The 23,604-nt window shown below is 69.2% G+C and carries 32 protein-coding genes and 1 tRNA gene; 16 read left to right on the plus strand and 17 right to left on the minus strand.

The features are described 5' to 3' along the window. Nucleotides 1-4 precede the first annotated feature (4 nt). From ACIA77_RS29225 to ACIA77_RS29235, 3 genes are all read right to left on the minus strand, one after another. Nucleotides 5-925, minus strand: a complete 921-nt coding sequence (locus ACIA77_RS29225) for an LLM class flavin-dependent oxidoreductase (protein ID WP_395889198.1) — start codon at nucleotides 923-925, stop codon at nucleotides 5-7. 62 nt (nucleotides 926-987) lie between these two features. Next, nucleotides 988-1,146, minus strand: coding sequence for a hypothetical protein (locus ACIA77_RS29230; RefSeq protein WP_395889199.1), 159 nt, complete (start codon nucleotides 1,144-1,146; stop codon nucleotides 988-990). Next, nucleotides 1,146-2,057 (minus strand): class E sortase, encoded by a 912-nt coding sequence (locus tag ACIA77_RS29235; RefSeq protein WP_395889200.1) that lies wholly within the window; start codon nucleotides 2,055-2,057, stop codon nucleotides 1,146-1,148. Before ACIA77_RS29235 ends, ACIA77_RS29230 begins: the two co-directional genes overlap by 1 nt. Before the next feature lie 21 nt (nucleotides 2,058-2,078). On the opposite strand from ACIA77_RS29235, the gene ACIA77_RS29240 reads away from it, so the two are divergent. From ACIA77_RS29240 to ACIA77_RS29250, 3 genes are all read left to right on the plus strand, one after another. Then, complete coding sequence (locus tag ACIA77_RS29240) at nucleotides 2,079-2,300, plus strand: hypothetical protein (RefSeq protein ID WP_395889201.1); 222 nt, start codon at nucleotides 2,079-2,081, stop codon at nucleotides 2,298-2,300. Between the two features lie 399 nt (nucleotides 2,301-2,699). Further along, nucleotides 2,700-2,960 carry a cell division protein CrgA gene (gene crgA / locus ACIA77_RS29245; RefSeq protein WP_204092310.1) on the plus strand — a complete coding sequence of 87 codons (261 nt, stop codon included), beginning with the start codon at nucleotides 2,700-2,702 and terminating at the stop codon, nucleotides 2,958-2,960. Nucleotides 2,961-3,072: 112 nt separating this feature from the next. Next, nucleotides 3,073-3,450, plus strand: a complete 378-nt coding sequence (locus ACIA77_RS29250; protein ID WP_395889202.1) for a PH domain-containing protein — start codon at nucleotides 3,073-3,075, stop codon at nucleotides 3,448-3,450. Here ACIA77_RS29250 and ACIA77_RS29255 read toward each other — a convergent pair. Further along, complete coding sequence (locus ACIA77_RS29255) at nucleotides 3,447-4,415, minus strand: rhomboid family intramembrane serine protease (RefSeq protein ID WP_395889203.1); 969 nt, start codon at nucleotides 4,413-4,415, stop codon at nucleotides 3,447-3,449. The genes ACIA77_RS29250 and ACIA77_RS29255 overlap by 4 nt on opposite strands. A 37-nt stretch (nucleotides 4,416-4,452) precedes the next feature. Then, nucleotides 4,453-4,977 carry a peptidylprolyl isomerase gene (locus ACIA77_RS29260; protein ID WP_395889204.1) on the minus strand — a complete coding sequence of 175 codons (525 nt, stop codon included), beginning with the start codon at nucleotides 4,975-4,977 and terminating at the stop codon, nucleotides 4,453-4,455. 206 nt (nucleotides 4,978-5,183) lie between these two features. Between ACIA77_RS29260 and ACIA77_RS29265 the strand changes: the two genes are divergently transcribed. Beyond that, a complete protein-coding gene (locus ACIA77_RS29265; protein ID WP_395889205.1) occupies nucleotides 5,184-5,807 on the plus strand; it encodes a hypothetical protein in 624 nt (207 codons plus the stop codon). Between the two features lie 61 nt (nucleotides 5,808-5,868). Here ACIA77_RS29265 and ACIA77_RS29270 read toward each other — a convergent pair whose 3' ends face one another. Then, nucleotides 5,869-6,321 (minus strand): DUF6918 family protein, encoded by a 453-nt coding sequence (locus tag ACIA77_RS29270; RefSeq protein WP_395889206.1) that lies wholly within the window; start codon nucleotides 6,319-6,321, stop codon nucleotides 5,869-5,871. A 138-nt stretch (nucleotides 6,322-6,459) separates the two neighbouring features. After that, a complete protein-coding gene (locus ACIA77_RS29275; protein ID WP_395889207.1) occupies nucleotides 6,460-6,996 on the minus strand; it encodes a DUF2020 domain-containing protein in 537 nt (178 codons plus the stop codon). Nucleotides 6,997-7,153: 157 nt separating this feature from the next. Here ACIA77_RS29275 and ACIA77_RS29280 point away from each other — a divergent pair, with 157 nt between their 5' ends. From ACIA77_RS29280 to ACIA77_RS29290, 3 genes are all read left to right on the plus strand, one after another. Next, a complete protein-coding gene (locus ACIA77_RS29280; protein ID WP_395889208.1) occupies nucleotides 7,154-7,555 on the plus strand; it encodes a DoxX family protein in 402 nt (133 codons plus the stop codon). A 64-nt stretch (nucleotides 7,556-7,619) separates the two neighbouring features. Beyond that, nucleotides 7,620-8,336 carry a hypothetical protein gene (locus ACIA77_RS29285; protein ID WP_395889209.1) on the plus strand — a complete coding sequence of 239 codons (717 nt, stop codon included), beginning with the start codon at nucleotides 7,620-7,622 and terminating at the stop codon, nucleotides 8,334-8,336. Nucleotide 8,337: 1 nt separating this feature from the next. Next, entirely contained in the window at nucleotides 8,338-8,976 is a 639-nt protein-coding gene (locus ACIA77_RS29290; RefSeq protein WP_395889210.1) for a pyridoxal 5'-phosphate synthase, read from the plus strand. Nucleotides 8,977-9,384: 408 nt separating this feature from the next. Here ACIA77_RS29290 and ACIA77_RS29295 read toward each other — a convergent pair whose 3' ends face one another. Both ACIA77_RS29295 and ACIA77_RS29300 read right to left on the minus strand, forming a co-directional pair. Then, nucleotides 9,385-10,104 (minus strand): PHP domain-containing protein, encoded by a 720-nt coding sequence (locus ACIA77_RS29295; RefSeq protein ID WP_395889211.1) that lies wholly within the window; start codon nucleotides 10,102-10,104, stop codon nucleotides 9,385-9,387. 10 nt (nucleotides 10,105-10,114) lie between these two features. Continuing rightward, nucleotides 10,115-10,993 (minus strand): hypothetical protein, encoded by an 879-nt coding sequence (locus ACIA77_RS29300; protein ID WP_395889212.1) that lies wholly within the window; start codon nucleotides 10,991-10,993, stop codon nucleotides 10,115-10,117. A gap of 66 nt (nucleotides 10,994-11,059) precedes the next feature. On the opposite strand from ACIA77_RS29300, the gene ACIA77_RS29305 reads away from it, so the two are divergent. After that, nucleotides 11,060-11,875, plus strand: a complete 816-nt coding sequence (locus tag ACIA77_RS29305) for an aminoglycoside phosphotransferase family protein (RefSeq protein ID WP_395889213.1) — start codon at nucleotides 11,060-11,062, stop codon at nucleotides 11,873-11,875. Nucleotides 11,876-12,552: 677 nt separating this feature from the next. Here ACIA77_RS29305 and ACIA77_RS29310 read toward each other — a convergent pair. Beyond that, a complete protein-coding gene (locus ACIA77_RS29310) occupies nucleotides 12,553-13,188 on the minus strand; it encodes a TetR family transcriptional regulator (RefSeq protein ID WP_395889214.1) in 636 nt (211 codons plus the stop codon). Between the two features lie 73 nt (nucleotides 13,189-13,261). On the opposite strand from ACIA77_RS29310, the gene ACIA77_RS29315 reads away from it, so the two are divergent. Beyond that, nucleotides 13,262-14,659 carry an FAD-dependent oxidoreductase gene (locus ACIA77_RS29315; RefSeq protein WP_395889215.1) on the plus strand — a complete coding sequence of 466 codons (1,398 nt, stop codon included), beginning with the start codon at nucleotides 13,262-13,264 and terminating at the stop codon, nucleotides 14,657-14,659. Here ACIA77_RS29315 and ACIA77_RS29320 read toward each other — a convergent pair. Continuing rightward, entirely contained in the window at nucleotides 14,638-15,309 is a 672-nt protein-coding gene (locus tag ACIA77_RS29320) for a RibD family protein (protein WP_395889216.1), read from the minus strand. The two genes, ACIA77_RS29315 and ACIA77_RS29320, sit on opposite strands and share 22 nt — an antisense overlap. A gap of 47 nt (nucleotides 15,310-15,356) precedes the next feature. Here ACIA77_RS29320 and ACIA77_RS29325 point away from each other — a divergent pair, with 47 nt between their 5' ends. Continuing rightward, nucleotides 15,357-16,346 (plus strand): methyltransferase, encoded by a 990-nt coding sequence (locus tag ACIA77_RS29325; RefSeq protein WP_395889217.1) that lies wholly within the window; start codon nucleotides 15,357-15,359, stop codon nucleotides 16,344-16,346. Nucleotides 16,347-16,535: 189 nt separating this feature from the next. Beyond that, on the plus strand, nucleotides 16,536-16,769 hold the full coding sequence (locus ACIA77_RS29330; protein ID WP_395889218.1) for a DUF2180 family protein: 234 nt from the start codon (nucleotides 16,536-16,538) through the stop codon (nucleotides 16,767-16,769). 95 nt (nucleotides 16,770-16,864) lie between these two features. Here the strand turns inward: ACIA77_RS29330 and ACIA77_RS29335 are convergent. The 5 genes from ACIA77_RS29335 to ACIA77_RS29355 form a co-directional block, all read right to left on the minus strand. Beyond that, a tRNA-Ala gene (locus ACIA77_RS29335) sits at nucleotides 16,865-16,937 on the minus strand. A 33-nt stretch (nucleotides 16,938-16,970) separates the two neighbouring features. Then, nucleotides 16,971-17,144, minus strand: a complete 174-nt coding sequence (locus tag ACIA77_RS29340) for a DLW-39 family protein (protein WP_395889219.1) — start codon at nucleotides 17,142-17,144, stop codon at nucleotides 16,971-16,973. A 1,234-nt stretch (nucleotides 17,145-18,378) separates the two neighbouring features. Beyond that, complete coding sequence (locus tag ACIA77_RS29345) at nucleotides 18,379-18,915, minus strand: GNAT family N-acetyltransferase (RefSeq protein ID WP_395889220.1); 537 nt, start codon at nucleotides 18,913-18,915, stop codon at nucleotides 18,379-18,381. Nucleotides 18,916-19,260: 345 nt separating this feature from the next. Beyond that, nucleotides 19,261-20,229 (minus strand): SUMF1/EgtB/PvdO family nonheme iron enzyme, encoded by a 969-nt coding sequence (locus ACIA77_RS29350; protein ID WP_395889221.1) that lies wholly within the window; start codon nucleotides 20,227-20,229, stop codon nucleotides 19,261-19,263. 30 nt (nucleotides 20,230-20,259) lie between these two features. Beyond that, nucleotides 20,260-21,042 (minus strand): aminotransferase class IV family protein, encoded by a 783-nt coding sequence (locus ACIA77_RS29355; RefSeq protein WP_395889222.1) that lies wholly within the window; start codon nucleotides 21,040-21,042, stop codon nucleotides 20,260-20,262. A 199-nt stretch (nucleotides 21,043-21,241) separates the two neighbouring features. On the opposite strand from ACIA77_RS29355, the gene ACIA77_RS29360 reads away from it, so the two are divergent. Beyond that, nucleotides 21,242-21,445: a hypothetical protein gene (locus ACIA77_RS29360; protein WP_395889223.1), complete on the plus strand. Its 204-nt coding sequence runs from the start codon at nucleotides 21,242-21,244 to the stop codon at nucleotides 21,443-21,445. Here ACIA77_RS29360 and ACIA77_RS29365 read toward each other — a convergent pair. After that, nucleotides 21,362-21,760 (minus strand): winged helix-turn-helix domain-containing protein, encoded by a 399-nt coding sequence (locus tag ACIA77_RS29365; RefSeq protein ID WP_395889224.1) that lies wholly within the window; start codon nucleotides 21,758-21,760, stop codon nucleotides 21,362-21,364. The two genes, ACIA77_RS29360 and ACIA77_RS29365, sit on opposite strands and share 84 nt — an antisense overlap. Nucleotides 21,761-21,875: 115 nt before the next feature. On the opposite strand from ACIA77_RS29365, the gene ACIA77_RS29370 reads away from it, so the two are divergent. From ACIA77_RS29370 to ACIA77_RS29385, 4 genes are read left to right on the plus strand one after another with little or no spacing between them, the layout of a single operon-like run. Continuing rightward, a complete protein-coding gene (locus ACIA77_RS29370) occupies nucleotides 21,876-22,199 on the plus strand; it encodes a hypothetical protein (protein ID WP_395889225.1) in 324 nt (107 codons plus the stop codon). Then, nucleotides 22,199-22,687 (plus strand): ATPase, encoded by a 489-nt coding sequence (locus ACIA77_RS29375; protein ID WP_395889226.1) that lies wholly within the window; start codon nucleotides 22,199-22,201, stop codon nucleotides 22,685-22,687. The genes ACIA77_RS29370 and ACIA77_RS29375 overlap by 1 nt, the downstream gene beginning before the upstream one ends. After that, nucleotides 22,684-23,088, plus strand: coding sequence for a hypothetical protein (locus ACIA77_RS29380; protein ID WP_395889227.1), 405 nt, complete (start codon nucleotides 22,684-22,686; stop codon nucleotides 23,086-23,088). The genes ACIA77_RS29375 and ACIA77_RS29380 overlap by 4 nt, the downstream gene beginning before the upstream one ends. Further along, nucleotides 23,085-23,513, plus strand: coding sequence for an RRQRL motif-containing zinc-binding protein (locus ACIA77_RS29385; RefSeq protein ID WP_395889228.1), 429 nt, complete (start codon nucleotides 23,085-23,087; stop codon nucleotides 23,511-23,513). Before ACIA77_RS29380 ends, ACIA77_RS29385 begins: the two co-directional genes overlap by 4 nt. The last annotated feature ends 91 nt before the right edge of the window (nucleotides 23,514-23,604 follow it).

Genomic DNA, 23,604 nt, shown 5'->3' on the forward strand with positions numbered 1-23,604 from the left:
CCCGCTAGTTCCTCAGCGCGGGCAGCACTTCGGCGCCGATCCGCCTGATGTTCTCGACCGTGCCCTCCGGCGTACCGGACGCTTCCACGAACATGATCACGTGGGCGACCCCGGTGCGCCGGAGGCTCGTTTCCAGCGTCGCCACGCAGTGCGCGGGATCGCCGACGGGGTGGATCTCGCACAGGTGCTCGGTGTACTCGTGCGGATCGCGCGCCGGGCCGGGCCGGTCGTCCACCGGCACGTGGGCCGCGAGCCCGGCGGAAAGCCAGCCGGGCAAGGACTTCCGCACGGTGGCGACGGCGCCGGCGCGGCTGTCGCCGACCTGGCAGAGCACCGTGGAGACGTGGTCCGCTCGCCCGCCGTACGCCTCGACTGTCGCGGCTTTCTCGTCGTCCGCGGCGTGCAAGCCCAGCAGCAGCGGCAGGTCGCGGTCGGCCGCCAGGCGGACGGCTCCGGACTTCGGGCCGCCGCAGGCGATCACCACGTTCGGCTTCCGCCGCGGGGCCGGGACCAGCGGCACCTCGCGGAACGCGAAGTGCTCGCCGTTCGCGCCGGCTTTCCCGGTGGTCGCGTCGAGCAGCAGGTCGAGCGATTCCTCGAACCCGGTTTCGTACCGCCCGAGCCCGGTCCCGAACACCTCGAGGTCCTGCCACGGCCCGCCGCGCCCGACGCCGAGCCGCAGCCGGCCGCCGGACACGGCGTCGAGCAGCGACCACTGCTCGGCCAGCGCCACCGGGTGCGTCGTCGACAGCACGCTCACGGCCGTGCCCAGCTCGATCCGTTGCGTGCGGCCGAGGACGTGGCCGGCGAGCGTGATCGCCGACGGGCACACGCCGTAGGGCATGAAGTGGTGCTCGGCGAGCCAGACGTCGTCGAACCCCGCCGCCTCGGCGGCCTCGGCCGCGCGGACGGTCCGCTGCAGCACTTCGGAGTCCTCCTGCCCCGGGAACCGCCCGGAGACGAGGAAGACGCCGAAGCGGGTGTGCCTCAGTTGTCCACCGACACTTCGTTGAAGGGCAGCAGGGGGTCGAGCCACGGGAACACCACGAACATGAGCAGCGCGATGATGCCGAGCACCAGCACGACCGCGATGGCCAGCTTCGCCGCGAACGGCCCGGGCAGGTGCCGCCAGATCCAGCCGTACATCAGGACGCGCCCCCGATCTCGGTCAGCAGCTTCCCGTAGTCCGCGACCTGCGACTTCGGCACCTGCTGCGTGAGCACCGACGTGATGATCAGCCGCTGCTTCGCGGAGAACTGCGGGTGGCACGTGGTGAGCGTGAGCAGCGACGCCATCTGCGCCTTCGGCAGGACGTCCGCCGGCTTGTACGGCACCGGGTTCACGGCGTCACCCTGGCTCGGGAGCACGACCTTGCGGCCGAACGTCTGGTCGTAGGGGCCGCCGCCCGTGATGCTCGGGTTGCGCAGCGTCGACACGCCCTTGCACTCCGGCTGCGCGCCCTTGCCGCTGCTCCAGCCGGAGATCTCGTCGTCGTAGGGCAGGACCTTGTAGATGTAGAAGTCGGTCTGGGTCTCGATCACGATCTGGTCGCAGGAGCTCAGGTTGTCCAGGTCGTTGAACGGCGCGCCCTTGCCCACGCGGTGCCCGGCGACGCCGAAGTTGCCGGGCTCGCCCGGCAGCGCTGTGCCCTTGTAGTGGCCGGGGCCGATGGCCAGCGAGTCCTCGCCGGTGCCCTCCTGGATCGTGAAGTTGAAGTCCGCCCCGAACGACGGGATGTGGATGCGCGCGAACGCCTTGCCGTCCACCAGCTCCGGGTGCAGCGTGCGGTCCTTCGCCCAGTCGCCCTCGAGCTGGTCGCTCGCCACCGACTGCTTCTCGGCCGAGAACAGGTCCGTCACCCAGACCTCGTAGACCATGAACAGCAGCACGATCAGGCCGAGCGTGATCAGCACCTCGCCGGCCGTCCGGATCGCCACGCCGCCCTTCCCGAGCGGTGGCGGCGCGGGCTTCTCCGCCACGGCCGTGGCCGTGGCCCCGACCGCCGCGAACACCTCCGTCGGCTGGTCCGCTCCGCCGGGCGCCGTGGGCCGCCCCACCGGACGGCGTGGACCGCCACCGTGCGGTTGGCCACCACGCCGTGGTTCACCGTCGAGGCCTTCGGCGCCGAACTCGGCGTCGCGCGGCGCGGCCGCGCTGCCCGCACCACGGCGGCCGGGCCCATTGGCGCCCGCCGCCGAGCCGCGCTGCGGGGTCCGGTACTGCTGGGTGCGGGCTGGCTCGGCCCGCACCTGCTCCGTGGTGTACTGCTGAGTGGGACGCGGCTGCCGCTGTTCGGGTGATCTGCGCTGGTCAGCCTGCGGGCGCGGGGGTTCGCCCGCGGAGCCGCGGGGCGGCTCGGGTGCTCTGCGCGAGGGGTCCCCCGGTGGCTGTCTGCGTGGTCTGCCGGCGCCGGGCGGCGGCTGCCGTCGCCGCTGGCCGTCGGGGCCGGGGGCGGGTCGGCGGCGGTCGTCTTCGCCCGGCCAATCCTGCGTGGTCACGCAAGCTCCTCTCGCGCCCCGGCGGAACTGCCGGTGGCGCCATCATCACAGTCCGGAAATCCGACCGCTCCCGCCCGGTGCTCTGGAGCCGTCGATTACGTTAACGTGTTCACGTGGCGCTGGTTGCGCAACCCGAGCTGCGGGACGCCCGCGTACAGGCACCGCCACCAGGTACAGCACGCACAGCACGCGAGGAACACGATGCCGAAGTCCAAGGTCCGCAAGAAGACCGCGTACACCCCGCCCGTCGACCGCCGGACGCCGGTGAAGGTCGCCGGTCCGTCGAACCTGTTCTACAAGATCGTCATGTTCGGCCTCATGCTCCTCGGGCTGCTGTGGCTCATCGTGAACTACATCGCCGGGGACAAGATTTCGTTCCTGTCCGATCTTGGAAACTGGAACTTCGGCATCGGTTTCGCGGCGATGATCGTCGGTCTTCTGATGACGATGCGCTGGCGTTGATCGTTACGCCGAATGGCGGCTTGACGTCGAATTACACCGGTGTGACTCATCCCCAGTGTGGATAACCTCTGTGGATAACTACCCGACCTCATGGGCTCCCCGTCAGGGGCTTGTGGTAGCGGCCTGGCTCGTCACGGTGCTCCTGCTGGCGGGCGCGGTGCTCGACGGTTTCTTCGGCGACGGCAAGGGCGCGGTCCTCATGGGCCTCGCCACCGTCGCGATCGGCGCGTTCGCGGTGCACTGGACCGTCGTGCGGCCGCGGCTGGCCGTCGACGAACACGGCCTCGTCGCCCGCACCCTCGGCGGCACCCACCACCTGCCCTGGGCGCACACGCGCACGCACCTGCGCACCACCCGCCGCCTCGGCCGCGACGGCGTGACCCTGGAACTCGAACACGGCGACGAGCTGTACATCTTCGGCCGCACCGACCTCGGCGAAGACCCGCGCGACGTCCTGGACGTGCTGACCGTCCTGCGCAGCCGGCTCTAAGCGATGAAGCAGTTGTACTGCCGGATGCCGTTGATGACCTGGTCGGTGAAGCGGCAGTCCGCCGACGGCAACTGCGCGCCGCGGTAGATCACCAGACCCAGCAGCGCGACCACGATGATGCCCACCCCGATCGCCTGCCAGCGCGCCTTGTCGCGCTCCGGCGCGTACAGGATCGCCACAGCCACCAGCGCGCCGGTGACGAGCCCGCCGACGTGGGCCAGGATCGAGATCCTGGGGATCGAAAACGTGATGTAGGCGTTGATCGCCAGCGTGACCAGCAGGCCCGCCGGGTTCAGCTTGAGCTTCACGACGATGACGGCGTAGCAGCCCATCAGGCCGAACAGCGCGCCCGAGGCACCACCGGAGGCCTGTCCGGGGTTGTCGAACAACAGCACGGCCGTCGACGCGCCGAGCATCGACACGAAGTACACCGCGAGGAACCGGACCTTGCCGAAGATCTGCTCGAGCCCGCGGCCGATCATCCACAGCGAGAACATGTTGGCCGCTATGTGGATCAGCCCGAAGTGCACGAACCCCGAGGTGAAGATGCGCCACCACTCGCCACCGCCGAGGGTGGCGTAGGGCTGCAGCCAGCCGAGCTGTTCGAGGGGTGCGTTGCCGTTGTCCCAGATGCTCTTCGTCTGGAGCACGGTGACCAGGAAGAAGACGACGTTGATCGCGAGCAGCGTGCTCGTGACCACGAAGGATTTGGACAGCCGCGCGCCGGCGATCGTGCGCTGGCCGAGTCCTGAGTTCTGGTACTGCCGGTGCTGCTGGCGCTGCTGCTGCGTCCCGGAGTGCACGCAGTCGGTGCACTGGAAGCCGACGGGCGCTTCACGCAGGCAGTCGGGGCACGCCGGGCGCCCGCAGCGCGCACAGCTGAGGCCGGTCGGGCGGTTGGGGTGCCACCAGCAACCGGGGAGCGCGGCCTGCGGCTGAACAGGGGGATTCGGCGGTTGGTTCACGATGCCACCAACCTACCGAAATCCCCCCGGTGCGGCCTCAGGCCTCGATGGTGACCTTCTCGATGACGACGTCGGCCAGCGGCTTGTCCGCCGGGCCGGTCGCCGCGCGCGCGATCGCGTCGACGACGTTGCGGGAGTCCTGGTCCGCGACCTCGCCGAAGATCGTGTGGCGGAAGTTCAGGTGCGTCGTGGGCGCGACGGTGATGAAGAACTGCGAGCCGTTGGTGCCCGGCCCGGCGTTGGCCATGGCCAGCAGGTACGGCTTGTTGAACTGCAGTTCCGGGTGGAACTCGTCGCCGAACTTGTAGCCGGGGCCGCCGCGGCCGGTGCCGGTCGGGTCGCCGCCCTGGATCATGAAGCCGTCGATGACGCGGTGGAAGATCGAGCCGTCGTAGAACGGGCCGGAGTTCGTCCCCTGCGCGTTCGGCTGCGTGTACTCCTTCGAGCCGGTGGCGAGCCCGACGAAGTTCGCGACCGTCTTCGGCGCGTGGTCGGGGAGCAGGTTCACGTGGATGTCACCCTGATTGGTGTGCAGGGTGGCCTTGCGGGCGCTTTCAGTCACGCCGCCATCGTGCCATCCCTTCGCACATTTGGGGGGTTCAGGGGCGGCGCCACGGGCGAGGCGACTGGTCTGACCGCAGGAAGAAGCCCCTTTTCTGAAGTTTCACCGGTTCCCGATGGGGGAAGACACAGCGTTACGCCGGGAAAAAGGGCACGATAGGTTACAGGCAACAGAGCGATATCAAAACGATTGGTGAGGTGAAGGCCATGACCCGGGCCGCAGATTCGGTGAGCGAGTCGGTGAAGTCCGGCGCGCTCGGCCTGCGCAAGCGAGCTACCGACGCGGGCAAGGCGGGCGCCGAAGTCGCCGCCAAAGCCGCCGAGGCCGGTGCCGAAGAGTTCGCGAAGCAGAGCCGCCGGGCCCGCAAGAAGCTCGCGAAGAAGACCGAGCTGACCCGCAAGGAGCTGAAGAAGAGCTCGGCCGCGGCCCGCAAGGAGGCCTTGGCCCGCATCGCCGAGATGAAGAAGCCCGGCCGCAAGGCGAAGAAGGCCGCCATCAAGGCCGCCAAGTCGGCCGGCGAGTCGAAGCGCCGCGGCAAGAAGGACTTCAAGGCCGCGAAGAAGGACTTCCAGGCCGCTCTCGTCGAGGCGAAGGCGGCGGCCAAGGGCACGCGCAAGCGTCGCCGCTGGCCGTGGCTGCTCGGCCTGGGTGCCGTGGCCGTCGGCACCGCCGTGGTGCTGAAGTCGCGTCAGCAGGAGCCGCCGGTCGCCCCGGCGCCGCCGAAGGCCACCCCGCCGGCTCCCCCGGCGAAGCCCGCGTCGGAGACCACGCCGTCGCCCGCGAGCAACGGCAAGGCGCCGAGCACGCCGGCCGCCGAGAAGAAGAACTGAACACGAGAAGAGGGCCCCGGGACTGCACCCCGGGGCCCTCTTCCGTTGTCGCCTATGCGGTTCAGACCGTCGCGGCGTGCTTGTCGATCAGCTGGCCGAGGCGGGGCAGCGCCTCCTCGACGTTCTTCTTGCCGTTCGGGCGCAGCTTGGAGTAGACCTTCTTGATGCTGTCGCGGCTGCTGCGCTCGGCGCGCGAGTCGGTGACGCTGAGCAGCGCGTCGGCGGCCGCGTCGGAGCGGCTGGTCAGGTAGGCGCCGAAGTCGTTGCCGCCCTGGGCCCGGTAGTCGCCGTAGAACGGCTCGAGGGCAACGGCGAAGTCGTCCAGCAAGGTGTCGACGGCCGAGGGGATGATGCCCGGCTTGATCTTCTTGACGGCGGCGAAGCCCGTCTTCACGACGGCGCCGGAAACCCCGCCCTTGTCGGACACTTCGGCGTCGACCAGACCCTCGAGGTCGGTCACGACCGACGGGCGCCGGCTGGAGTCGAGCAGGATTTCCTTGAGGGTGTCAGCCACGAATCTTGTCCTTGTCGTCGAGATGGCGAAGTGCTGGTGGTGCCGGACGGGCACCCGCCCGCGCGAGTGCTCCTGGCCTGCGCGTGCCGCACAGGGTAATACAAGATCAACTTCACTCACCCGTGCGGAGGTCACTACTCAGAGTTCGAGGGTCGCGATAGCCTTCTTCGCCACTGTGCGTGCCTTGATGCTCTGCTTCTGGTTACTCTTCACGATGACGGCGTCGCCCCCCTTCGAGACGGCGTACACCACTCCGTCACCGGCCGGCTGGTAGCCGCCCTTCCAGCCCGCGGGGTCCGAAGCGGGGTTGGACGTGTCGACGGGCGCGGCCCGGTTGACCAGCTTCGTCGCGACGTCCTTCGTGCCGACGTAGACCTGCACGCTCATCTGGAGGCCGCCGTCGGGGCGGTAGAAGAAGCACGCGGGGTGCGGTTCGTCGGCGGACACGCGCACGGTCGTCACGTGCTGGCCGTTCGCGTCCTGCACCGTCTCGGCCGAGAGGTACGGACACTTCGCTTCGCGCGCGGGCTGGGGGTCAGGTGGCAGACCCGGGGCCGAAGCCTGGGACGTCGCCGCGGACGAGGGCTGGGGCTGGGGCGTCCCGGTGATCGGCGTCGGCGCGCCGCAGCCGGCGAGCAGCACCACGGCGGGCGCGAGAGCGAGGATTCGTCGCATAGCGCGCACAGTCAATCATGTCCAGTCACACGAGAGTGAAGCGTGAAAGGTTCAGGTTTCAGCGGGTAAGCGAGATATCACTCGTTGTGGTTAAAGGTCGAGTGCGAGCCTCCCTACCCTGGTCGCGTTCTTTCCGACTGCCAGGGAGATGACAGCCGTGAAACTCTTCGACAGAGGCCGTGACCACGTCCTCGCGCTCTTCCGCATCGTGCTCGGGTTCCTGTTCTTCTGCCACGGCGCTTCGACGGGCTTCGGGCTGTGGGGGCACCACGCCGCACCGACGGGCCAGTGGCCCGGCTGGTGGGCGGCGCTGATCCAGCTCGCCGGCGGCGCACTCGTCGCGCTGGGGATCGGCACGCGCGCCGCCGCCGTGATCTGCTCCGGTTCCATGGCTTTCGCGTACTTCACCGTGCACGCCGGCTCGGCCGTGCTGCCCATCGAGAACGGCGGTGAGCAGGCCGCGATCTTCGCCTGGGCGTTCCTGCTGCTCGCCTTCACCGGCGGCGGCACCTGGTCGCTCGCCGGCGTCCTCCGCCGCGCACCACTCCCCGCGAACTGAGTCCCCGCCGCCCGGCGTGCGACGATGGACGCCGGGTGGTTTCTCGGTTTGGGGGAGGTTCGGCTTGTTCACCCCGGAGCAGTACCTGCACGTGGTCGCCGAACGCGTGCAGCGAAGCGGCGGGCAGCTCAGCACCGTCCAGATCGGACCCGTGACGGCCGCCGTGGGTCTGTTCGCCGAGTCGATCATGTTGTCCACCATGAACTTCTGCGTCGTCGCGGCCGCCTACCCGGAGATCGACGCGCAGACGTTGTTCCAGTTCACCGGGCTGGCCACGCAGCACGCCCGCGCCAACGTGCAGGGCACCATCGGCTGGACCGCCGCTTCGGTCGTCATCGCCGGCCTCGTGGGCCGCGTCCACCCCGACGCCGCCGCGGCCGCCTCGGCCAAGTCCGCCAACCAGTTCGCCGGCGAAACGCGCATGGTCGCCGTCGACCCGTACGCCGGCATGACCTACTCCTGGGCGGGCGGCAAGCTCTGGGGCGCGGCCGTGCAGGGCTCGGTGAACGCGAAGCAGCAGTTCTGCTTCCCCCAGCCGGCGGAGGCTTACCAGCAGCTGCAGTGGCAGGCGCAGTGGCAAGCCATGCAAGCGGGCGGTGCTGCTCCCCAAGGCGGCTACGGCCAGGCACCCGCGCCCGGCGCCCCCGGCCCAGGCGGCTTCCCCGGCCAGCAGATTCCACCGGGCTGGCAACCCCAGACCCCGCCGCCTCCGGCCGCCGGCCCACCCGGTCCGCAGCCGCCGCACTACCCGCCGCCGGGCTATCCCCCGTACGGTCAGTGACATGATTTCCCTGCGCGGCTGGCAATCCTTCCCGGAGGACCTCCCGTCCTTCGACCCGGACACGGCCCCGGACACCCCGGAAGAGCTGTTCGTCGAGTGGCTGACCGAAGCGGGCGAACGCGTCCTGGCTCCCCACGCCGTCACCCTGTCCACAGTGGACGAGGACGGCTTCCCGGATGCCCGCGTGGTGATCCTCAAGGACGTCGATCCGGCCGGCTGGGCCGTCGCCACCAGCTCCGAAAGCCCCAAGGGCCACCAGCTCGCCGTCGATCCGCGCGCCGCCCTCACCTTCTTCTGGCCCGGCCGCGGCCGCCAGGTCCGCGTGCGGGGCACCTTCCGGCAGGCCACGCCCGAAGTCTCCGCGGCCGATTTCCTGGCCCGCCCACCGGCCTCCCGCGTCGAAGCGTTCATCGGCCACCAGTCCGAAGTCCTCCCGGACCCCGCCAAACTCACCGAAGCCGCCGACGCCGCCGAACTCTGGGTCGCCGAAAACCCCGACACCGCCCCGGAAACCTGGACGCGCTACCTCCTGACCCCCACGACGGTCGAATTCTGGCAAGCCTCCCACGACCGCCGCCACGTGCGCCTCCGCTACCACCGCGCCGACGACACCTGGACCCGCGACCGCCTCTGGCCCTGACCGCCAGGCCGTGTCCGGTAATTGAGCTGGCTGCGGTTCACGGGGCAGCGGATCTTGGACGAGGCCTACTCGCGCTCCGCCACGCTGTGCGCGCACGGCGGATCCGCTTCGTCAGCCCCGAGCGGGCGACCGGATCGCCTGCGACGCCGAGACCGACAAGCAGCGCGACGCGGTCGAACGCTGCTTCAACCGGCCCAAACAGTTCCGAGACCTGGCTACCCGCTACGCCGACTACCAGGCCACCTCCCCCTCCCCGCCATGATCTCGGGCTCCGATGCCTTACCGGACCGGGCCTAACCCCGCCGGGTCCAGAAGTCGTGCGGAGTGCGGCCCGGCTGGAAGCCGCACGAGGCCGCGAGGGCGCAGGCGTCGGCGAAGCCGTGGCCCACCAGTTCGGGCGAATGGGCGTCACTGCCGAAGGAGAGGGCGCGGCCGCCCTCGGCGGACCACCAGAGGAGCACTTCGCGGGGCAGCGGGACCTTCGTGTTGACCTCCAGGACACGGCCGCTGCGCGCAAGCGCGCAGGACCGTCCGGAACTCGTCCTCGAAGTCCGCAGCCACGAATTCCTTCGCCGCGGGCCAGGTGCGCAGGGCGTAGTCGATGTGCGCCAGCACTTCGAAGCCGGCCGTCGACTCCACCAGGCCGAGCACCTCGCCCAGGTACGAGCGCAGCACGCCGTCCGGCGGCCGGTCCCCGAGCACGCTCAGTTCGTAGTGGTCCGAACCCTCGGGCAGCGAGTGCACCGACCCCAGCACCCGTTCGAAGCGGTGCGCGGCCAGCAACGCGTCCGCCGATGAACGGTGCCAGTGCGGTTCGCTCAGCTCCACACCCGACAGGATGCGCAGGTCCGGGAACCGCTCCCGGCACTCCTGCACGCAGGCCAGGTACCCCTCGACGTCGAGGTCAGGCGGCTCCAGCACACCGTCCGCGCGCAGGCGCACGCGGAAGTGATCGGGGAGGTGCGGGCGGATCGGCGCGGGGATCAGCCACGGGGTCAGGTCGGCGTGCTCGGTGAACGCCAGCGACGGCAGGCCGAGCTCCAGCGCGCGCTCGCACGAGCGGACCATCGATCCCGTGACCGTGTCCCACGACCACTCGGTGTGGACGTGACTGTCCTGCGGCAGCACATCCCCGACACTACGAGTTGGCCCGCAGCAACGAAACCGCGCCGACGGTGGCGTAGCCGCGCCATTCGAGCGAAGCCTGGGGCGAGAAGCTCGCGAAGTCGACGCTCCAGCCGCCGTCGTCGTGCTGCTGGGATTCGAGGCGGGTCAGCTCGGCCGTGATCACGGCCGGGTCGAACAGCTCGCGCGCGGGGCCCGGGAGCGGTGAGAAGTTGAGCGGTCGCAGAACCTCGTCGGCGCCGCCGCCGGCGACGGACACGATTCCGTCGGGTGGCAGGAACCGGCCGAGGTGGTCGAGCAGCTCACCCGCCTCCGGCCGCGTCGCGTGCGCGGCGTCGAGGAACCGGATCGCGAACGACAGCTCGATCGCGTGCGGCTGCGTCTCCACGCGGCGGATGGCTTCGAGGCACGTGTCCGTCGCCGCGTTGACCCACGGGTGTTCCGCCACCGCCTTGTCGTGCCGCGCGACGCGCAACGCCGTCGAAGCGACGAAGGCCGTGCTCTGGAGGGAGAACTTCGCCGGGTCGGCGTCCGTCCAAAATGGAGCACTGCCCGTGCGGTCCGCTACGGGGAACGCGAACGGCAGCCCGCCGCCCGCCAGCGAAACGGACTCCAGCCAGTCGCACAGCTCGACCGCCAGCGGCGTCGTCACCGGCGCGAGGTCCTCGAACACCTCGAACGCGTGCAGCGCCCCGCCGGGCTGGCTCTCGGGCGCGCGCAGGTCGGGTTCGAGCCCCCAGCCGAAGCCGCCGTCCGCGTTCCGGTACGCCGCGACGGCCGCCAGCACGGCGTCCGCATCACCGTCGCCGAAGAGCAGCTCGAAGCGGCGGCGGTCGAGCAACCGCCCGTGCGTGGCGAGGAAGGACGCGGCAGCGCCGAGGTTCACAGTCATACGATCACGGTGGCACGCCGCCGGGGGGCGCGTCTTGAACAGTTCGGACATCCGGGGGGACCGCTCGTGACCGAAGACCTGATCCGCGCGCTCCTGCGCGAGCAGCACCCCGACCTCGCCGACCGGCCGCTGCAGCGCGCCGCCACCGGCTGGGACAACCAGCTTTGGCGCCTCGGCGACGACCTCGCCGTGCGCCTCCCCTTCGCGACCGAACGCGCGTCCGACCTGCTCGTCAAGGAACACCGCTGGCTGCCGGCGCTCGCTCCGCGCCTTCCCCTGCCGGTTCCGACGCCCGTTCGCCTCGGCCGGCCGACGGAACGGTTCCCCAAGCACTGGACCGTCACCTGGGTGCCCGGCGAGCCCGCGGACCGCGTCCCGATCGCCCGCCCCGACGCCGCGGGTCCCCTCGCCGCCTTTCTCACCGCGCTGCACCGCGAAGCACCCGCCGACGCCCCCACCAACCCCGACCGCGGCTGCTCCCTCGCGCTCTTCACGCCCGCGTTCGCCACCCCGGCCCACCGCGACATCTGGGCCGACGCCATCGCCGCCCCCGCCTGGCCACACCCCCCGGTCTGGCTCCACGGGGATCTGCACCCCGCGAACGTCGTCGTGCGCGACGGCACCCTCACCGGCGTCCTCGACTTCGGCGAACTCTGCGCCGGCGACCCCGCGACCGACCTCGCCGCCGCCTGGATCCTCCTCCCCGACCCGGCGCCGTTCTTCGCCGCGCACCCCACGGACGACGCCACCTACCGCCGCGCCCGCGGCTGGGCCCTGCTGACCGCCTCCCGCCTCATCGCCATCGGCGAAGCCGGCCCTCCAGGCGGTAAACCGACGTGGGCTCCGGCGGGGCGCGCGGCTTTGGCGCGGATTCGAGCCTGAGGTGGCGCTGGGCCGGATGGCAGCGGGTTCGGCGCCCAGCTTGGCCGCCTCGACGGCGCCGGGCGGTCTTCGGCTCGGGCAGCTACGGGCGTGTCTGGTCGTGTCGGTTCTGCAACCGGCGAAGGCCTGACGCACTACGGCGCGCCCAACCCTCGCGATTTCCCCGTGTGCCTGCCACCCAACCGCACTCTGATGTCGAACTTCCAAGGACCCACCGCGCACATCGACGGCTAGCACCTCACCCCGATCCCCGCCACCAAGGCACCCGACTTGTCCACATCCGCCCTTCCGCCCCGACAGTTGTCCACAGATTCCGCCGTCCCCAATTTTGGCACCCTGACCTCGGTAAACTGGAGTCGGGGACGCCCCCCGAGGAGGGCGGGGGTGTGCCGTCGGAGGTGTGCCGTCGGCGGCTGGTGCGCCCGCGGGCGGGACCGAGCAGGCTGCTTGTCGGCTGATCGCATTTCTGCCGGCGCAGGTTTGCCCTGACACAGCACGTCGAAGGCAAGGTCGTCCACCTCAATGGCGCCAGGATGGGCGCCCACGCGGCGGGGCGGTAGGCGCCAGGCAGGCCTCGCAGCGCGCTCGCTGAGCCGTGTGGAAACAGATCCAAGCCCAGGTCCGAGACCACGATCGGTGTCAGGCGCGGCGGCCGCCAGCGTCCCAACCGGCGCCGGTCAGGGCTGGCGCAGGGCGGGGGCCAAGCCGTGGGAAAGCAGGTCGAAGCCGTGTTCGGCGGCGGCGACGGCGCCGGGGTAGGCGGTGGTGGCGGGGACGCCCGTGGCGACGCGGTCGTGGTTGTCCATGGAGAGCCGCCATTGGACGGCGGCGATTTGGGCGGCGGCGAGGCGCGCGGTGCGGGGCGGGACGCCGGGGAGGCCGGCCAGTTCGGCGGCGAGCGCGTGTTCGGCGTTGGCGCGGAAGCGCAGCATGCCGGCGACCAGGCTGGGGGTGCTCGTGATCAGGCGGTACAGCGCCAGGACCTCCGGGATGTCGCAGAGTCCGGTGATCGGGTCGTGGCGGGCGAGGCCGTCGAGGAAGTGGGCGCGGAGGGCGGCGAGCGGGGCGGTCGGGTGGGCGCGCACGACCCGCGCGCTCTCCGTCTCGTGGTCGGCGACGCGGTGCAGGACCAGATCCTCCTTCGCCGGGAAGTAGGCGAAGAGCGTGCGGCGCGAGACTTCGGCGGCTTCGGCGACCTGGGAGATCGAGACCTGGTCGAAGCCGTGCTCGAGGAAGAGGTCGATGGCCGCGTTGGAGATGGCCTCGTGGGTGCGCTGCTTCTTGCGTTCTCGCAGGCCGGGCTGGTCGTCCACCAACCAAGACTACCGCTTTGCTGCACCCGGAGCTATATTGCACTCAGTCTACTTATGCACTGAGGGGAAACACATGGACGTGATTGTGGTGGGAGCGGGCCCGGCGGGCCTGACGCTGGCGCACGAGCTGGCCCTCGGCGGCGCCGAGGTCGTCGTGGTGGAGAAGCTGACCGAGCGCATCGAGCAGACGAAGGGCGGCGCCATCCAGCCGCGCACCGCCGAGCTGTTCGACGCGCGGGGGCTGCTCGACGCGGTCCTGGAGCACCGGATCGACCGCGCGGCCGTCGGTGGGCACTTCGCGGGGCTCCCGGTACCGCTCGACAACACCCCTTGGCACACCAGGTATCCGCACCCGATCGGCATTCCACAGTGGAAGGTCGAGGAAATCCTGGAAGCCGCCGCCACCGCCCGCGGCGCCAGCGTGCTGCGTGGCCACGAAGTCACGTCGATCGCGCCGGACGACACCGGCGTCACCGTGACCACGACCGGTACCGAGCTGCGGGCCCAGTACGTCGTCGCGTGCGACGGCGCGCACAGCACCGTGCGCAAGCTCCTGGACCTGCCGTTCCCCGGCCGCCCCGGCACGTTCCGCGCGGTGCTCGCCGACGTGCGGCTCTCCGCCGTCTCCGACCTCGTGCCCAAGCGGGCCGGGCACCTGAGCACGCTGACCCGGACCACCGAGCACCACTGGGGCATGGTCGTGCCGGTCGGCGGCGACCGGTACCGCTTCACGTTCGGCAAGCTCGGCGAGCACGAGACGCCGATGTCCGCGGACGCGCTGCGACAGGCGCTCACCGACCTCTACGGCGAACCGACCACGCTCGCTGAAATCCTCACCATGTCCCGCTTCAGCGACGCGACCCGCCAGCTCGAGAGCTACCGCCACGGCCGCGTCTTCTTCGCCGGCGACGCCGCCCACATCCACCCGCCGTTCGGCGGGCAGGGCCTCAACCTCGGCGTGCAGGACGCCCTCAACCTCGGCTGGAAGCTCGCGGCGACGCTCGCGGGCTGGGCTCCGGACGGGCTGCTCGACACGTACCAGACCGAACGCCACCCGAAGGCCGCGCGCGTGCTGCACCACACTGCGGCGCAACGGGTTCTGGCCGCGCCGCACCCCGAGCCGGACGTGCTCGCCCTGCGCGACACCTTCACCGACCTCATGCGCCTGCCCGACGCCAACCGCTACCTCGCGGGCATGATGTCCGGTTTGGACGATCCGACGCGGTTGCCCGACCTCGACCTCGTCACCGCCACCGGACCCACTCGCGTGGCCGAACTCCTCCGCGCCGGTCGCGCGGTGCTCCTGGACCTCACCGGCGACGTCGAACTCCCACCCGGCTGGGCGGCCCACGTGGATCTGGTGCGGGCCAAGGCCGACGCGGACTTCCCGGCCGCGCTGATCCGGCCGGACGGGGCCGTCACCTGGCGCGGTGAAACCCCGCTGGATCTTCAGTCGTCCTTGGGCGCGTAGCGGATCAGGACGACGTCACCGATCGCCCGCGCTTCGAGCAGCTTCATCCGCCGCGTCGACCCGCCGGGGTAGTGCGCGGGCAGCAGGAACTTCGGCGCGGCGGCGTCCCCGACGACGAGCGGCGCGACGGCGAGCTGGATCTCGTCGGCCAGGCCCTGCGACAGGAACGCCGTGTGGATCTGCCCGCCGCCCTCGACCATCAGCCGGCGAACGCCGCGGCGGCCGAGGTCGTCGAGCAGCGCACCGAAGTCCACAGTGGTCCCGAGCGGGACGACGCCGGCCAAATCTCCCAAGCGTCGCGAAGCGAGACGCGCGCCGGCTTCCGTGGTGTACACGAGCTTTTCGCCGCCGTGGTGCCAGAACTTCCAGTCCGGATCGACGTCACCGGAGGCCGTCACAGTCACCTTCACGGGATACGCGGGCTTTCCTTCGCGGACGCGTTGGGCCCGGCGGTCTTCGCTGTTGACGAGGAGCCGCGGGTTGTCGGCGCGGATCGTGCCGGCGCCGATGAGGATCGCGTCGGACTCCGCGCGCACCTGGTCGACGCGGTCGAAGTCCTCGGCGTTGGAGAGCAGCAGCCGCTCCGTGCTCGTGTCGTCGATCGCCCCGTCGACACTGGTCGCGACGCTGAGCAGGACGTACGGACGCATCGGCGCTCCTGGGATTTCGGTTGACCGGGCGGGCAGAGTAGATCTTCGTGAGAAGCACCGACGACGATACGAGCTCGCTCCTGCGCCTGGCCGGGCTGGCGACGCCGATGGCGCTGCGGGTCGCCGTGACGCTGGGTCTACCGAACCGACTACGCCACGCCGCGTCCGCCGACGTGCTGGCCGAGGAACTCCACGTGAACGCCGTCGCCCTCGGTCTGCTGCTCGAGCACCTCGCGACGCTGGGCGTCGTCGAACGCGTGGACGACGGCTTCCGCACCACCACGTACGGCACCAACCTCTGCGACGACACCCTGATCACAACACTGCTGCACCTGGACACCGCCGGTGGCCGCGCCGAGCTGGCGTTCGTCGAGCTCGCGCACAGCATCGCTACGGGCGAGGCGGCGTACCCGCGTCGCTACGGCACCGACTTCTGGGCCGACCTCGCCGAACACCCGCACCTGCGCGAGTCCTTCGACCGGCAGATGTCGCTCCGGATCCGCGCGCAACTACCCCATCTCGTCGCCGGCTTCGACTGGTCGCGTTTCGCCTCGCTCGTCGACGTCGGCGGCGGCAACGGCGAAGTGCTGGCCGCGATCTTGGCCGCCCACCCGCGGGTAAGCGGCCACCTCATCGACCTCGACTCGGCCGCGGCCCGCACCACCTTCCGCGCGCACGACCTCGCCGAACGCACGCAGGTCACGGCCGGCAGCTTCTTCGACCCGCTCCCACCCGGCGCCGACGCCTACCTGCTCGTCGACATCCTCCACAACTGGGCCGACGAGCACGCGGCCCGCATCCTGGCCCGCTGCGCCGAAGCCGCCGGACCCACCGGCCGCGTGCTGGTCGTCGAGCACGTCGCCGATCGCGGCACGAACACCGAGATCAACTTGTCCATGCTGACGATGTTCAGCGGCCGCGACCGCCGCCTCGCCGAGCTCCAAGCGCTCGCCGCGCCCCACGGCCTGGCGCTGGACCGCGCCGTCGACCTGACGGCCGAGCGCAGCCTCCTCGAATTCCGCCGCGCAGCAGGCTGACCGCCCTCGGCTCGGACGTCCTTGCTGATCAAGCGCGGGTCTGTCGCAGCAGGGTGGCTCGCACCGCGGATCGCGACGGATACCGGTCCCGCGGCGCATCCGTCAATGTGATGCCGAACAAGAACACCGTCATCTCACGAAATCCTGCTTATGGTGGCGTATCCCCCGCTGCGTTTTTCAAGGAGAACCATGATCTGCATCGACTGCGCGACACAAGGCATGAGCGAACCGGCCGTCGGGGTCTGCGTGCACTGCGGCGCCGCTACCTGCCTCGTGCACGTGGCCATCCAGGCGTTCCCGGCTCCGACGCCGGGTGTCGTGGCACCTCGCCGGGCCCGGCGCATGATCGCCTGCGCGCACTGCGGCGAACCCCGGTCCACTCCGACCCGCGTCGGCTACAAGGCCGGCGCTCTCCGCGAGTGAGCTTCGCCGCACCAGCCCCGCAGGAGCCGTCGGACGCCGGCGGCTCCTGGTGTGCCTGAGGGTGCTGTGAAGCGAGAGAACGCTGAAGACATGAGTGGAGCTGAGGGGAATCGAACCCCTGACCCCCGCCTTGCAAAGGCGGTGCTCTACCAATTGAGCTACAGCCCCGGACGCGGGTGGCGCGAGGCCACCCGCGGTGAGTCAGTTGCGGGAAGCGTCCGCGGCCTTGGTCGGCGTGCTGCCGTTCGCGGAGACCGGGCCCGAGGGGGCGGTGGCCTGGCGCCAGAGATCGGCCTCGGCCTTGGCAGCCTTGTTGCGCTTGACGACGAACAGAACGCCGCCCGCGACGACTGCGAGTGCCAACAGCTTCTTCACCTGAAGCCCCCTTTTCCAGCTTGCTTCCGTACTCCACGATGCTACTGCACCGGCCACGCACCGCTCCCGGCCCCTGGTTCCACGTGGAACCACCCGCGGCCGGGCGGCCTCACGGATATCCGCGAACGCCGGCGCTGGAACAAATCAGCCCTGCCGGGAAGAGAAGACCGGCAGGGCTGAAGCATTTGCGATCGGCACGCCCAGGGTCGCCTCTCGGCGAAAGGCACGACGCGGCTCCAGCCGAACGGTATTCCGCGAAGGCAAGTGTGTGAGCCCGGGGGACACGCTGGGCGCACCGACCACTACCTACAACCCAACCCCCACCACACCTATTCCCCCTCATGCCGGTTGGTGCAGCACCCCCGAGTCAGCGTGGCGACGCCGCCCACCACTTCCAACCACGCCGGCAATCCACCGCACCGGCAAACCCACCCCGGATGTCGATCTCACCAGCAAAACCCACCACCGCATCGACCCCGCCAGGGGAACCCACCGCACGCAGATACCTCACCGCGAGACCCCACCCAGCCATCCACCTCACCGAGCGGACCTCACCAACGCAACCACCTCACCACGGGAACTCACCCGTGCTGGAATGGTCACCGATCGCACCGTGGGGGTCTGAGGGGCCGCCCCCCAGAAACAAAAAACACCCGGTCACAGTTCGCGCTTTCCGCGAACATGACCGGGCGAACCGGGTGGGCCCACCAGGACTTGAACCTGGGACCTCTTCGTTATCAGGGCAAATCCGCGCGCCGTTGACCTTGTACTCGCGGCCTCTCACCTGGCACTTGAGCGTCTTCGGACGTCCACAGTTGTCCACAGTGTTCCGCCCCGATTGTCACCCACTTCGTCACCCACTCGCTCTCTCCAAAGCGGCTGGAACAGAGGGGGGGGAGTGGAAGTCTCATCTACCCCCTCTGTTCCAGCCTCTTCTGTGACACCTGTGACATACCGTTAGTGTGGGGAAAGACTGTCACACCAGGGTGTCACACCCCTGTCACACCTATATGCGCAGGTCAAAGGCTGTAGAGTGACAGAGTGACAGGTGTGACAGTCGCGACCGGTCTCGGGTGTCACACCCCTTCACGTGCACGGTTGGTAGCCGACCATGCTGCGGCCGCGCGCTGCTGGATGTGTCGCCACGAAGTCCAGCCGAGTCGGCGACCGGAAGAGACTTATCGGTTGCTTGACTCACGAGTAGGTTGGCCTGTCGGTCTAGCCCCGGTTGCGATCACACCCATTCGCCCAGCGCGGTGAGCATGTGCGAGCAGTAGAACGGCTCTCCAACCTGCACCGGTTCGGGCAGGTCGAGGCTCGCGCGGAAGCCCTTCAACTCGACGTCGTCGAGGTCGAACGCCACGGTGGACCAGGTGTAACCGACGCCGCGGGCGAGCGCTGTGTCGACCATGAGGCCGCCGATCCCCCGCCGCCGGTGCGCCGGCGCGACGGCGACCTGGACGAGCACGCCGCGGCGGTCGATCCCGCACAGCTGCACCGCGACGTAGCCGAACACCTCGCCCCGGATGACCAGCTCGATCCGTCCCACCCCGGCGCGCTCCGCCGGCCGCCGCGGCGTTACCTGCACCGGGAACCTCGCGTGCATCTCCGCCGCACCACCGGTCAGCTCGCGCGGCTCGTGCGCGACGACCAACCACGTCGCCCGCGGCATCCGGAACCGGCTGCACAGCACGCACGTGCACTTCGCCAGCCGCAACGCGTGATGGTGACCCATGTTCGACCCGGCGATCTCCCGCAGGTGCCCGTTCAAGCACCGCGCATGATCACGGGCAGACCGAAACGGCAGGTCCTCCCGCTCCACCACCTCAGCCCAATCGACCACATGTTCGATCGTATGGCCTTACGGTAGACCTGGAAACACCGCCTGAGTGCGGCTGAGACCGATCTTGTGGTCCCATCACACCGCCCCGTGCCCGTTAGCGCGCCAGCGGCGATCTCAGGACGCAGAATTCGACACCCCCGCGGAGCCGAGCAGGCCGCTGCGCGCCGTCCGCGTCGCCCGGGTACAAGAAGAAGCACGCCGGCACGGGACGCCGACGTGGCTTGCTCAGCCGCGCGAATCGCGAGAACCAGCCGTCAGACTGGGAATCGCAAGTCATCCTCGAAGCAGTGTCTCCATGACATCGGCCGAAGTCGCACAACGAAAGCCGGTGTCGTCGTCGCACATGCTGCGGGCCGCGTCGTTGAAAAGCGACGGCGTGACCCTATTGAACGGGCTGGTCCATGCACCACCCTTTAGCTCGAACCGCCCAAGCTTTGTTTCAGTCGAGCACCATTCCCAGACGTTCCCGCACATATCATAGACGCCATAGGGGCTAACTCCGCTCTGATATGTACCCACAACCGTGGTGGAGCCAATTCCGTTCTCGCGTACGTTGCACTTCGCGGGAGTAGGCTGGTCACCCCATGGATAAACCGTTCCTCGGGTGCCACGGCTCGCCTTTTCCCATTCGCTTGAGTTGGGCAGGTGCTTGCCTGCCCACTTCGCGTATTCGGCCGCGTCTTCCCACGTTACAAACACCACCGGATGGTCGGCAATCTCGTCAGGAAACGTGCCATCCTTCCAGTGTGACGGCGGATTGTAGCCGGTGGCCGAAACAAATCGGCTATATTCAGCGTTGCTTACCGGGTAGACATCAATATAGAAACTCGGCACCCAGGTTGGCGAGTTGCTCGGGCCAGCCAAGAAGATGCTGCCCTCGACACGGGCCATTAACGACCCGTCGCGAGGGTGTTGCACGGTCGCATCGCCAATCGGCGTGGCATGGGTCTCCAACTGCGGTTCTGGAACCAGGGAGTCGGCAGTCGCAAACGAGAATCGGGCCTTCGTATCAGGATCGCACCGCTGAAAAACGGTGTCCAGACTTGCCTGATTGATAGGGCGCGGGGTAATCCCAGCCCCCTTCTCCTCCCACTTCGAGACCATGCGCTCGCTAACGCCCAGGTGTGCGGCGAATTCACGAAGACTCATTCGCATTGCCTCGCGAAGCACGCGCACCTCGGCGCCAGTCCAGCGCTGGACAGTACTCGACACTGCCGCCTCCCCTGCGGAAAACTCATACAAGGGCGAACCATACCGTGGAACAGGGGGGCGTTAAAGCCGTTCCGCGGGGATGTCCAGGTACAGGTCACGCAAACTTGTCAGTAGCTTGTGCTCCGTCGGCCATGCGATGTCGTCGACCGCGGCGACCGCACGGATCCCCGTCGCCGCATTCGTCGCAAATGCGCCCTCCATGCTCCCGAGATCTGACAGCGTGAGAGGTTCGGTCGTCACCGCTTCGTCGGACGCGCGATGAAGCAGGGACATCGTCACTCCAGCCAGCTGTTCCGAGCGTGGCCACACAACTTCTCCGTCGCGAACGAAGCCGATGTTCGATGTGGCGATCTCTGAGATTGTCCCATCAGCGTTGAGGAACAGGACGTCGTCGAAGCCCTCACGCTGAGCGGATCGACGCAGGTCAAGCGCCCCAAAGAGGCCAATGTGTTTGACGCTCGGCTTTTCACGTCGATACGACGCAGCCTGAAGCCGGAGCGGGGGCGCGACGCCGTCAGCGGCCGGCCGAGTCGTCACCAGCACTGACGGCTCAGCCTCCGAACCGATCGTGCCCAGGTCAAGGTGTGGGTCGTAGACCGTGACGCGAGCGACGATGCGCTTCGAGTCCTCGCCGGCGAGCGCGTGCACGACAAACTCACGCAGGCGATCGGTGTCCAGATTGACATCGAACAACAGGTGGCAGTCGCGCGAAAGCCGCTGCAGGTGGAGGGAGAGCCCCCGAACGCAGCCGTCCTCGACCAGCATCGAGGTGAAGTGTCCGTAGTTGGTGAGCGCGAGGGATTTGAGCTGGTCGAGGGTCGCTTTGCTGCCATTGAGTTCCATGGTTGAGAGCCTGCCATCCTCTTGTGCCGTTTCGGAATATGCACGTGCGCGTAGTTCAGTGAAAGTTCAGGGCTCGCGGTTCAGCGCCGGTTCAGCGTTGGTGTGGGTTGTGTCAGTTCTCAGGGTCGCGCCCGTCGAGCAAGCTTGATCACAGCAAGGCGGACCACCCGAAAACCCGCCCCATACAAGGAGAATTCCCATGGCGAAGAACAGCATCCCCCAGTTCAAGACCGGCGGCGGCATCCTGTCGAAGCTGATCGGCACTGCCCTCGTGATCGCCGTGCTCGTCCTCGTGGTGAAGCACCCGGGCGACTCCGGATCAGCTGTCCACGGGGCGTTCGCGTTCGCGAGCACCGCGATCGACGGCCTCGTCGATTTCATCCGCGCCGTCTTCAACCAGTAGTCCCTCAAGGTGCGCGACACGCGTCCGCAAGTCCGCTACCTCCTGCGCAAGAAGCTCAACCGTCACCGGCTCGCGGTAGCCGTCTGGAACGCCGTTGACGAAGACCCCAACGGTAGGGCGCGAAGTAACCCAACCACGATCTTCAAGCTCACCGAGAGCCTTCTGCATCGTCCCAACCGACACCCCTAGCTGCTGCGCAAGCTCCTTGTGAGTCGGGAGTTTGTCCCCCGGCTTTACCCGGCCAGTGCGGATCCAACGAATGACGGCATCAGCGGCTACCTCGTACTTCGCGACTCGCGCGGCATCCGTGCTCATGCGCCAAGTCTAGCCGCGATAACCCATGTTGACCTAGTTCACTCGATCGGTCTATGGTCCGATGAACCATGTTGAACTAGCTTAATTTGTACCAACGATGAAGGGACCCCACTCAATGAGCACCCGTAACCGTCGCACTCGCATCGACTTCGTCCCGCTGTTCACCGCCCCGGTCGATGGCGAGGGCTACTACCCCGATGGCCTGACCGAAGCCGCGATCGACGCCCTGATCGAGCAGGTGGACCTGGACCTGGCCGCGGACGAGTTCGCCGCCGAGGCCGCGTTCCGCTGCGACTTCACCGACCAGCGCCGCGCCAGCCGCGCCCGCCGCCGCACCGGCCGCCGGGTGCTGCGCTCGAACTTCCTGATCGCCGGGCTGCCGGGCCTGGGCAACAGCGCCCCGGCGGCGTCCGTCTCGATCGAGGGGGAGGCTGCCTGATGTTCGAAGGCGAGTGGCCGGAGGCCACACCCGCGGGCCGCTACGGCCTGGTGGTCGATCCGTTCGAGCCGATCACCCTGGTCAAGGTCGTGATCCGCAGCTTCGGATACCTCCACGGAGTGCCGAGGGACGTGGCCATCGTTCCGACACAGCTGGTGATCGACGTGCGCGAGCTGTTCCGGGACCCGCACATGCGCCCGGAATTCCGCGAGCTGACCGGGCGCGATGACGTGATCCGCGCGAACGTCCTCGACCAGCCCGGCGCCATCGAGTTCATCCGGGCACAGGCCGCTGCGATCGCCACGCTCGTGCCGGGCATGAGTGCACGCCAGCCCAACCCGCTCGTGGTCAATGTCGCGGTCGGGTGCGCCGGGGGCCGGCACCGATCGGTCGTGATCGCGGAAGCCCTCGCCGTGCTCCTGCACCAGCAGGGCATCGGCTCTGACGTGCGCCATCTCGACATCCGTCGGCCGGTGGTGCAGCGATGACCACCCGCTTGATCTTCCAGCCCGACGCGGCGGCTCACTCCGCCAAGAACGCGCTCGCCGCGCCGGGTTCCACCATCCAGCCGCAAGACCGCACGGAGGAACACCAGATGGTAGCCACGCACGAAGCCCCGCGCACCGCCGTCGAGCAGCCGCGCGAGGCCGTGACCTACACGTACACGCCGCACGAGCTCAACCGCCTGATCTCCCGCGAGGTGTGCGGGCGGCTGCACGAGCTGGCCGACACGCTGACCTCGAACGCGGCGTTCCTGCTCGCCAACGACGCCGTGCCGGCCGCCGCCAAGAGCGCCCGCGCCCGCACCTACCTCGACGTCGCCACGCAGCTGCGGCACGTCGGGATCGCCGACATGATCGGCGCGACGGTTTCGGAGCTGGACCAGTGAACCCCCGCAACCGCCGCCAGCAGATCACGCGGGTCTTCGACGGCACCACGCACCACGTGTGCCTCTGCCGCGGGTACCGCGACGGACTGCCCGTGTTCGGGTGGGGCGAGGCCCCCTCGACCCTGCTCACCAAGTCGCAGCTGCGCGAGATCGACATGCGGCCGAACGGGCAGGACCCCAAGGGGCTGCTCGTGTTCCGCCACCACCGCCCCTACGCCCGGGAAACCGTGGCGGAGCTGTTCTCCGTCGAGCTGGCCGCTCCGAAGCGCGCCGCGGCGCCGGGGCAGATGGACCACGCGATGGAGGCCCGCCGCACCTGCGTCGACTGCGGAGTCATCCAGGACTACTGCGTGCCGACCAGCACCCGGCAGTGCTGGACCTGCTTCGACAGCGAGCAGGCCGACCGGATGGGGGTGGCCGCGTGAGCGACTCCGGAGCCTTTCACGACCAGGTCCAGACCCAACAGGAAGAGATCAACCGCGCCCTGGCCGAAGCCGCCCGCAAGGAGGGAAACCG

Source organism: Amycolatopsis sp. NPDC051903, from assembly GCF_044452505.1.
In the GTDB taxonomy this organism is placed as follows: Bacteria; Actinomycetota; Actinomycetes; order Mycobacteriales; family Pseudonocardiaceae; genus Amycolatopsis.

Excerpts from the sequence above, each read along its gene's own strand:
- ACIA77_RS29230 (WP_395889199.1), bottom strand. The coding sequence starts at position 1,146 with ATGTACGGCTGGATCTGGCGGCACCTGCCCGGGCCGTTCGCGGCGAAG.
- crgA (WP_204092310.1), top strand. The coding sequence starts at position 2,700 with ATGCCGAAGTCCAAGGTCCGCAAGAAGACCGCGTACACCCCGCCCGTC.
- ACIA77_RS29265 (WP_395889205.1), top strand. The coding sequence starts at position 5,184 with ATGACCCGGGCCGCAGATTCGGTGAGCGAGTCGGTGAAGTCCGGCGCG.
- ACIA77_RS29275 (WP_395889207.1), bottom strand. The coding sequence starts at position 6,996 with ATGCGACGAATCCTCGCTCTCGCGCCCGCCGTGGTGCTGCTCGCCGGC.
- ACIA77_RS29290 (WP_395889210.1), top strand. The coding sequence starts at position 8,338 with ATGATTTCCCTGCGCGGCTGGCAATCCTTCCCGGAGGACCTCCCGTCC.
- ACIA77_RS29300 (WP_395889212.1), bottom strand. The coding sequence starts at position 10,993 with ATGACTGTGAACCTCGGCGCTGCCGCGTCCTTCCTCGCCACGCACGGG.
- ACIA77_RS29315 (WP_395889215.1), top strand. The coding sequence starts at position 13,262 with ATGGACGTGATTGTGGTGGGAGCGGGCCCGGCGGGCCTGACGCTGGCG.
- ACIA77_RS29320 (WP_395889216.1), bottom strand. The coding sequence starts at position 15,309 with ATGCGTCCGTACGTCCTGCTCAGCGTCGCGACCAGTGTCGACGGGGCG.
- ACIA77_RS29330 (WP_395889218.1), top strand. The coding sequence starts at position 16,536 with ATGATCTGCATCGACTGCGCGACACAAGGCATGAGCGAACCGGCCGTC.
- ACIA77_RS29355 (WP_395889222.1), bottom strand. The coding sequence starts at position 21,042 with ATGGAACTCAATGGCAGCAAAGCGACCCTCGACCAGCTCAAATCCCTC.
- ACIA77_RS29360 (WP_395889223.1), top strand. The coding sequence starts at position 21,242 with ATGGCGAAGAACAGCATCCCCCAGTTCAAGACCGGCGGCGGCATCCTG.
- ACIA77_RS29365 (WP_395889224.1), bottom strand. The coding sequence starts at position 21,760 with ATGAGCACGGATGCCGCGCGAGTCGCGAAGTACGAGGTAGCCGCTGAT.
- ACIA77_RS29370 (WP_395889225.1), top strand. The coding sequence starts at position 21,876 with ATGAGCACCCGTAACCGTCGCACTCGCATCGACTTCGTCCCGCTGTTC.
- ACIA77_RS29375 (WP_395889226.1), top strand. The coding sequence starts at position 22,199 with ATGTTCGAAGGCGAGTGGCCGGAGGCCACACCCGCGGGCCGCTACGGC.
- ACIA77_RS29380 (WP_395889227.1), top strand. The coding sequence starts at position 22,684 with ATGACCACCCGCTTGATCTTCCAGCCCGACGCGGCGGCTCACTCCGCC.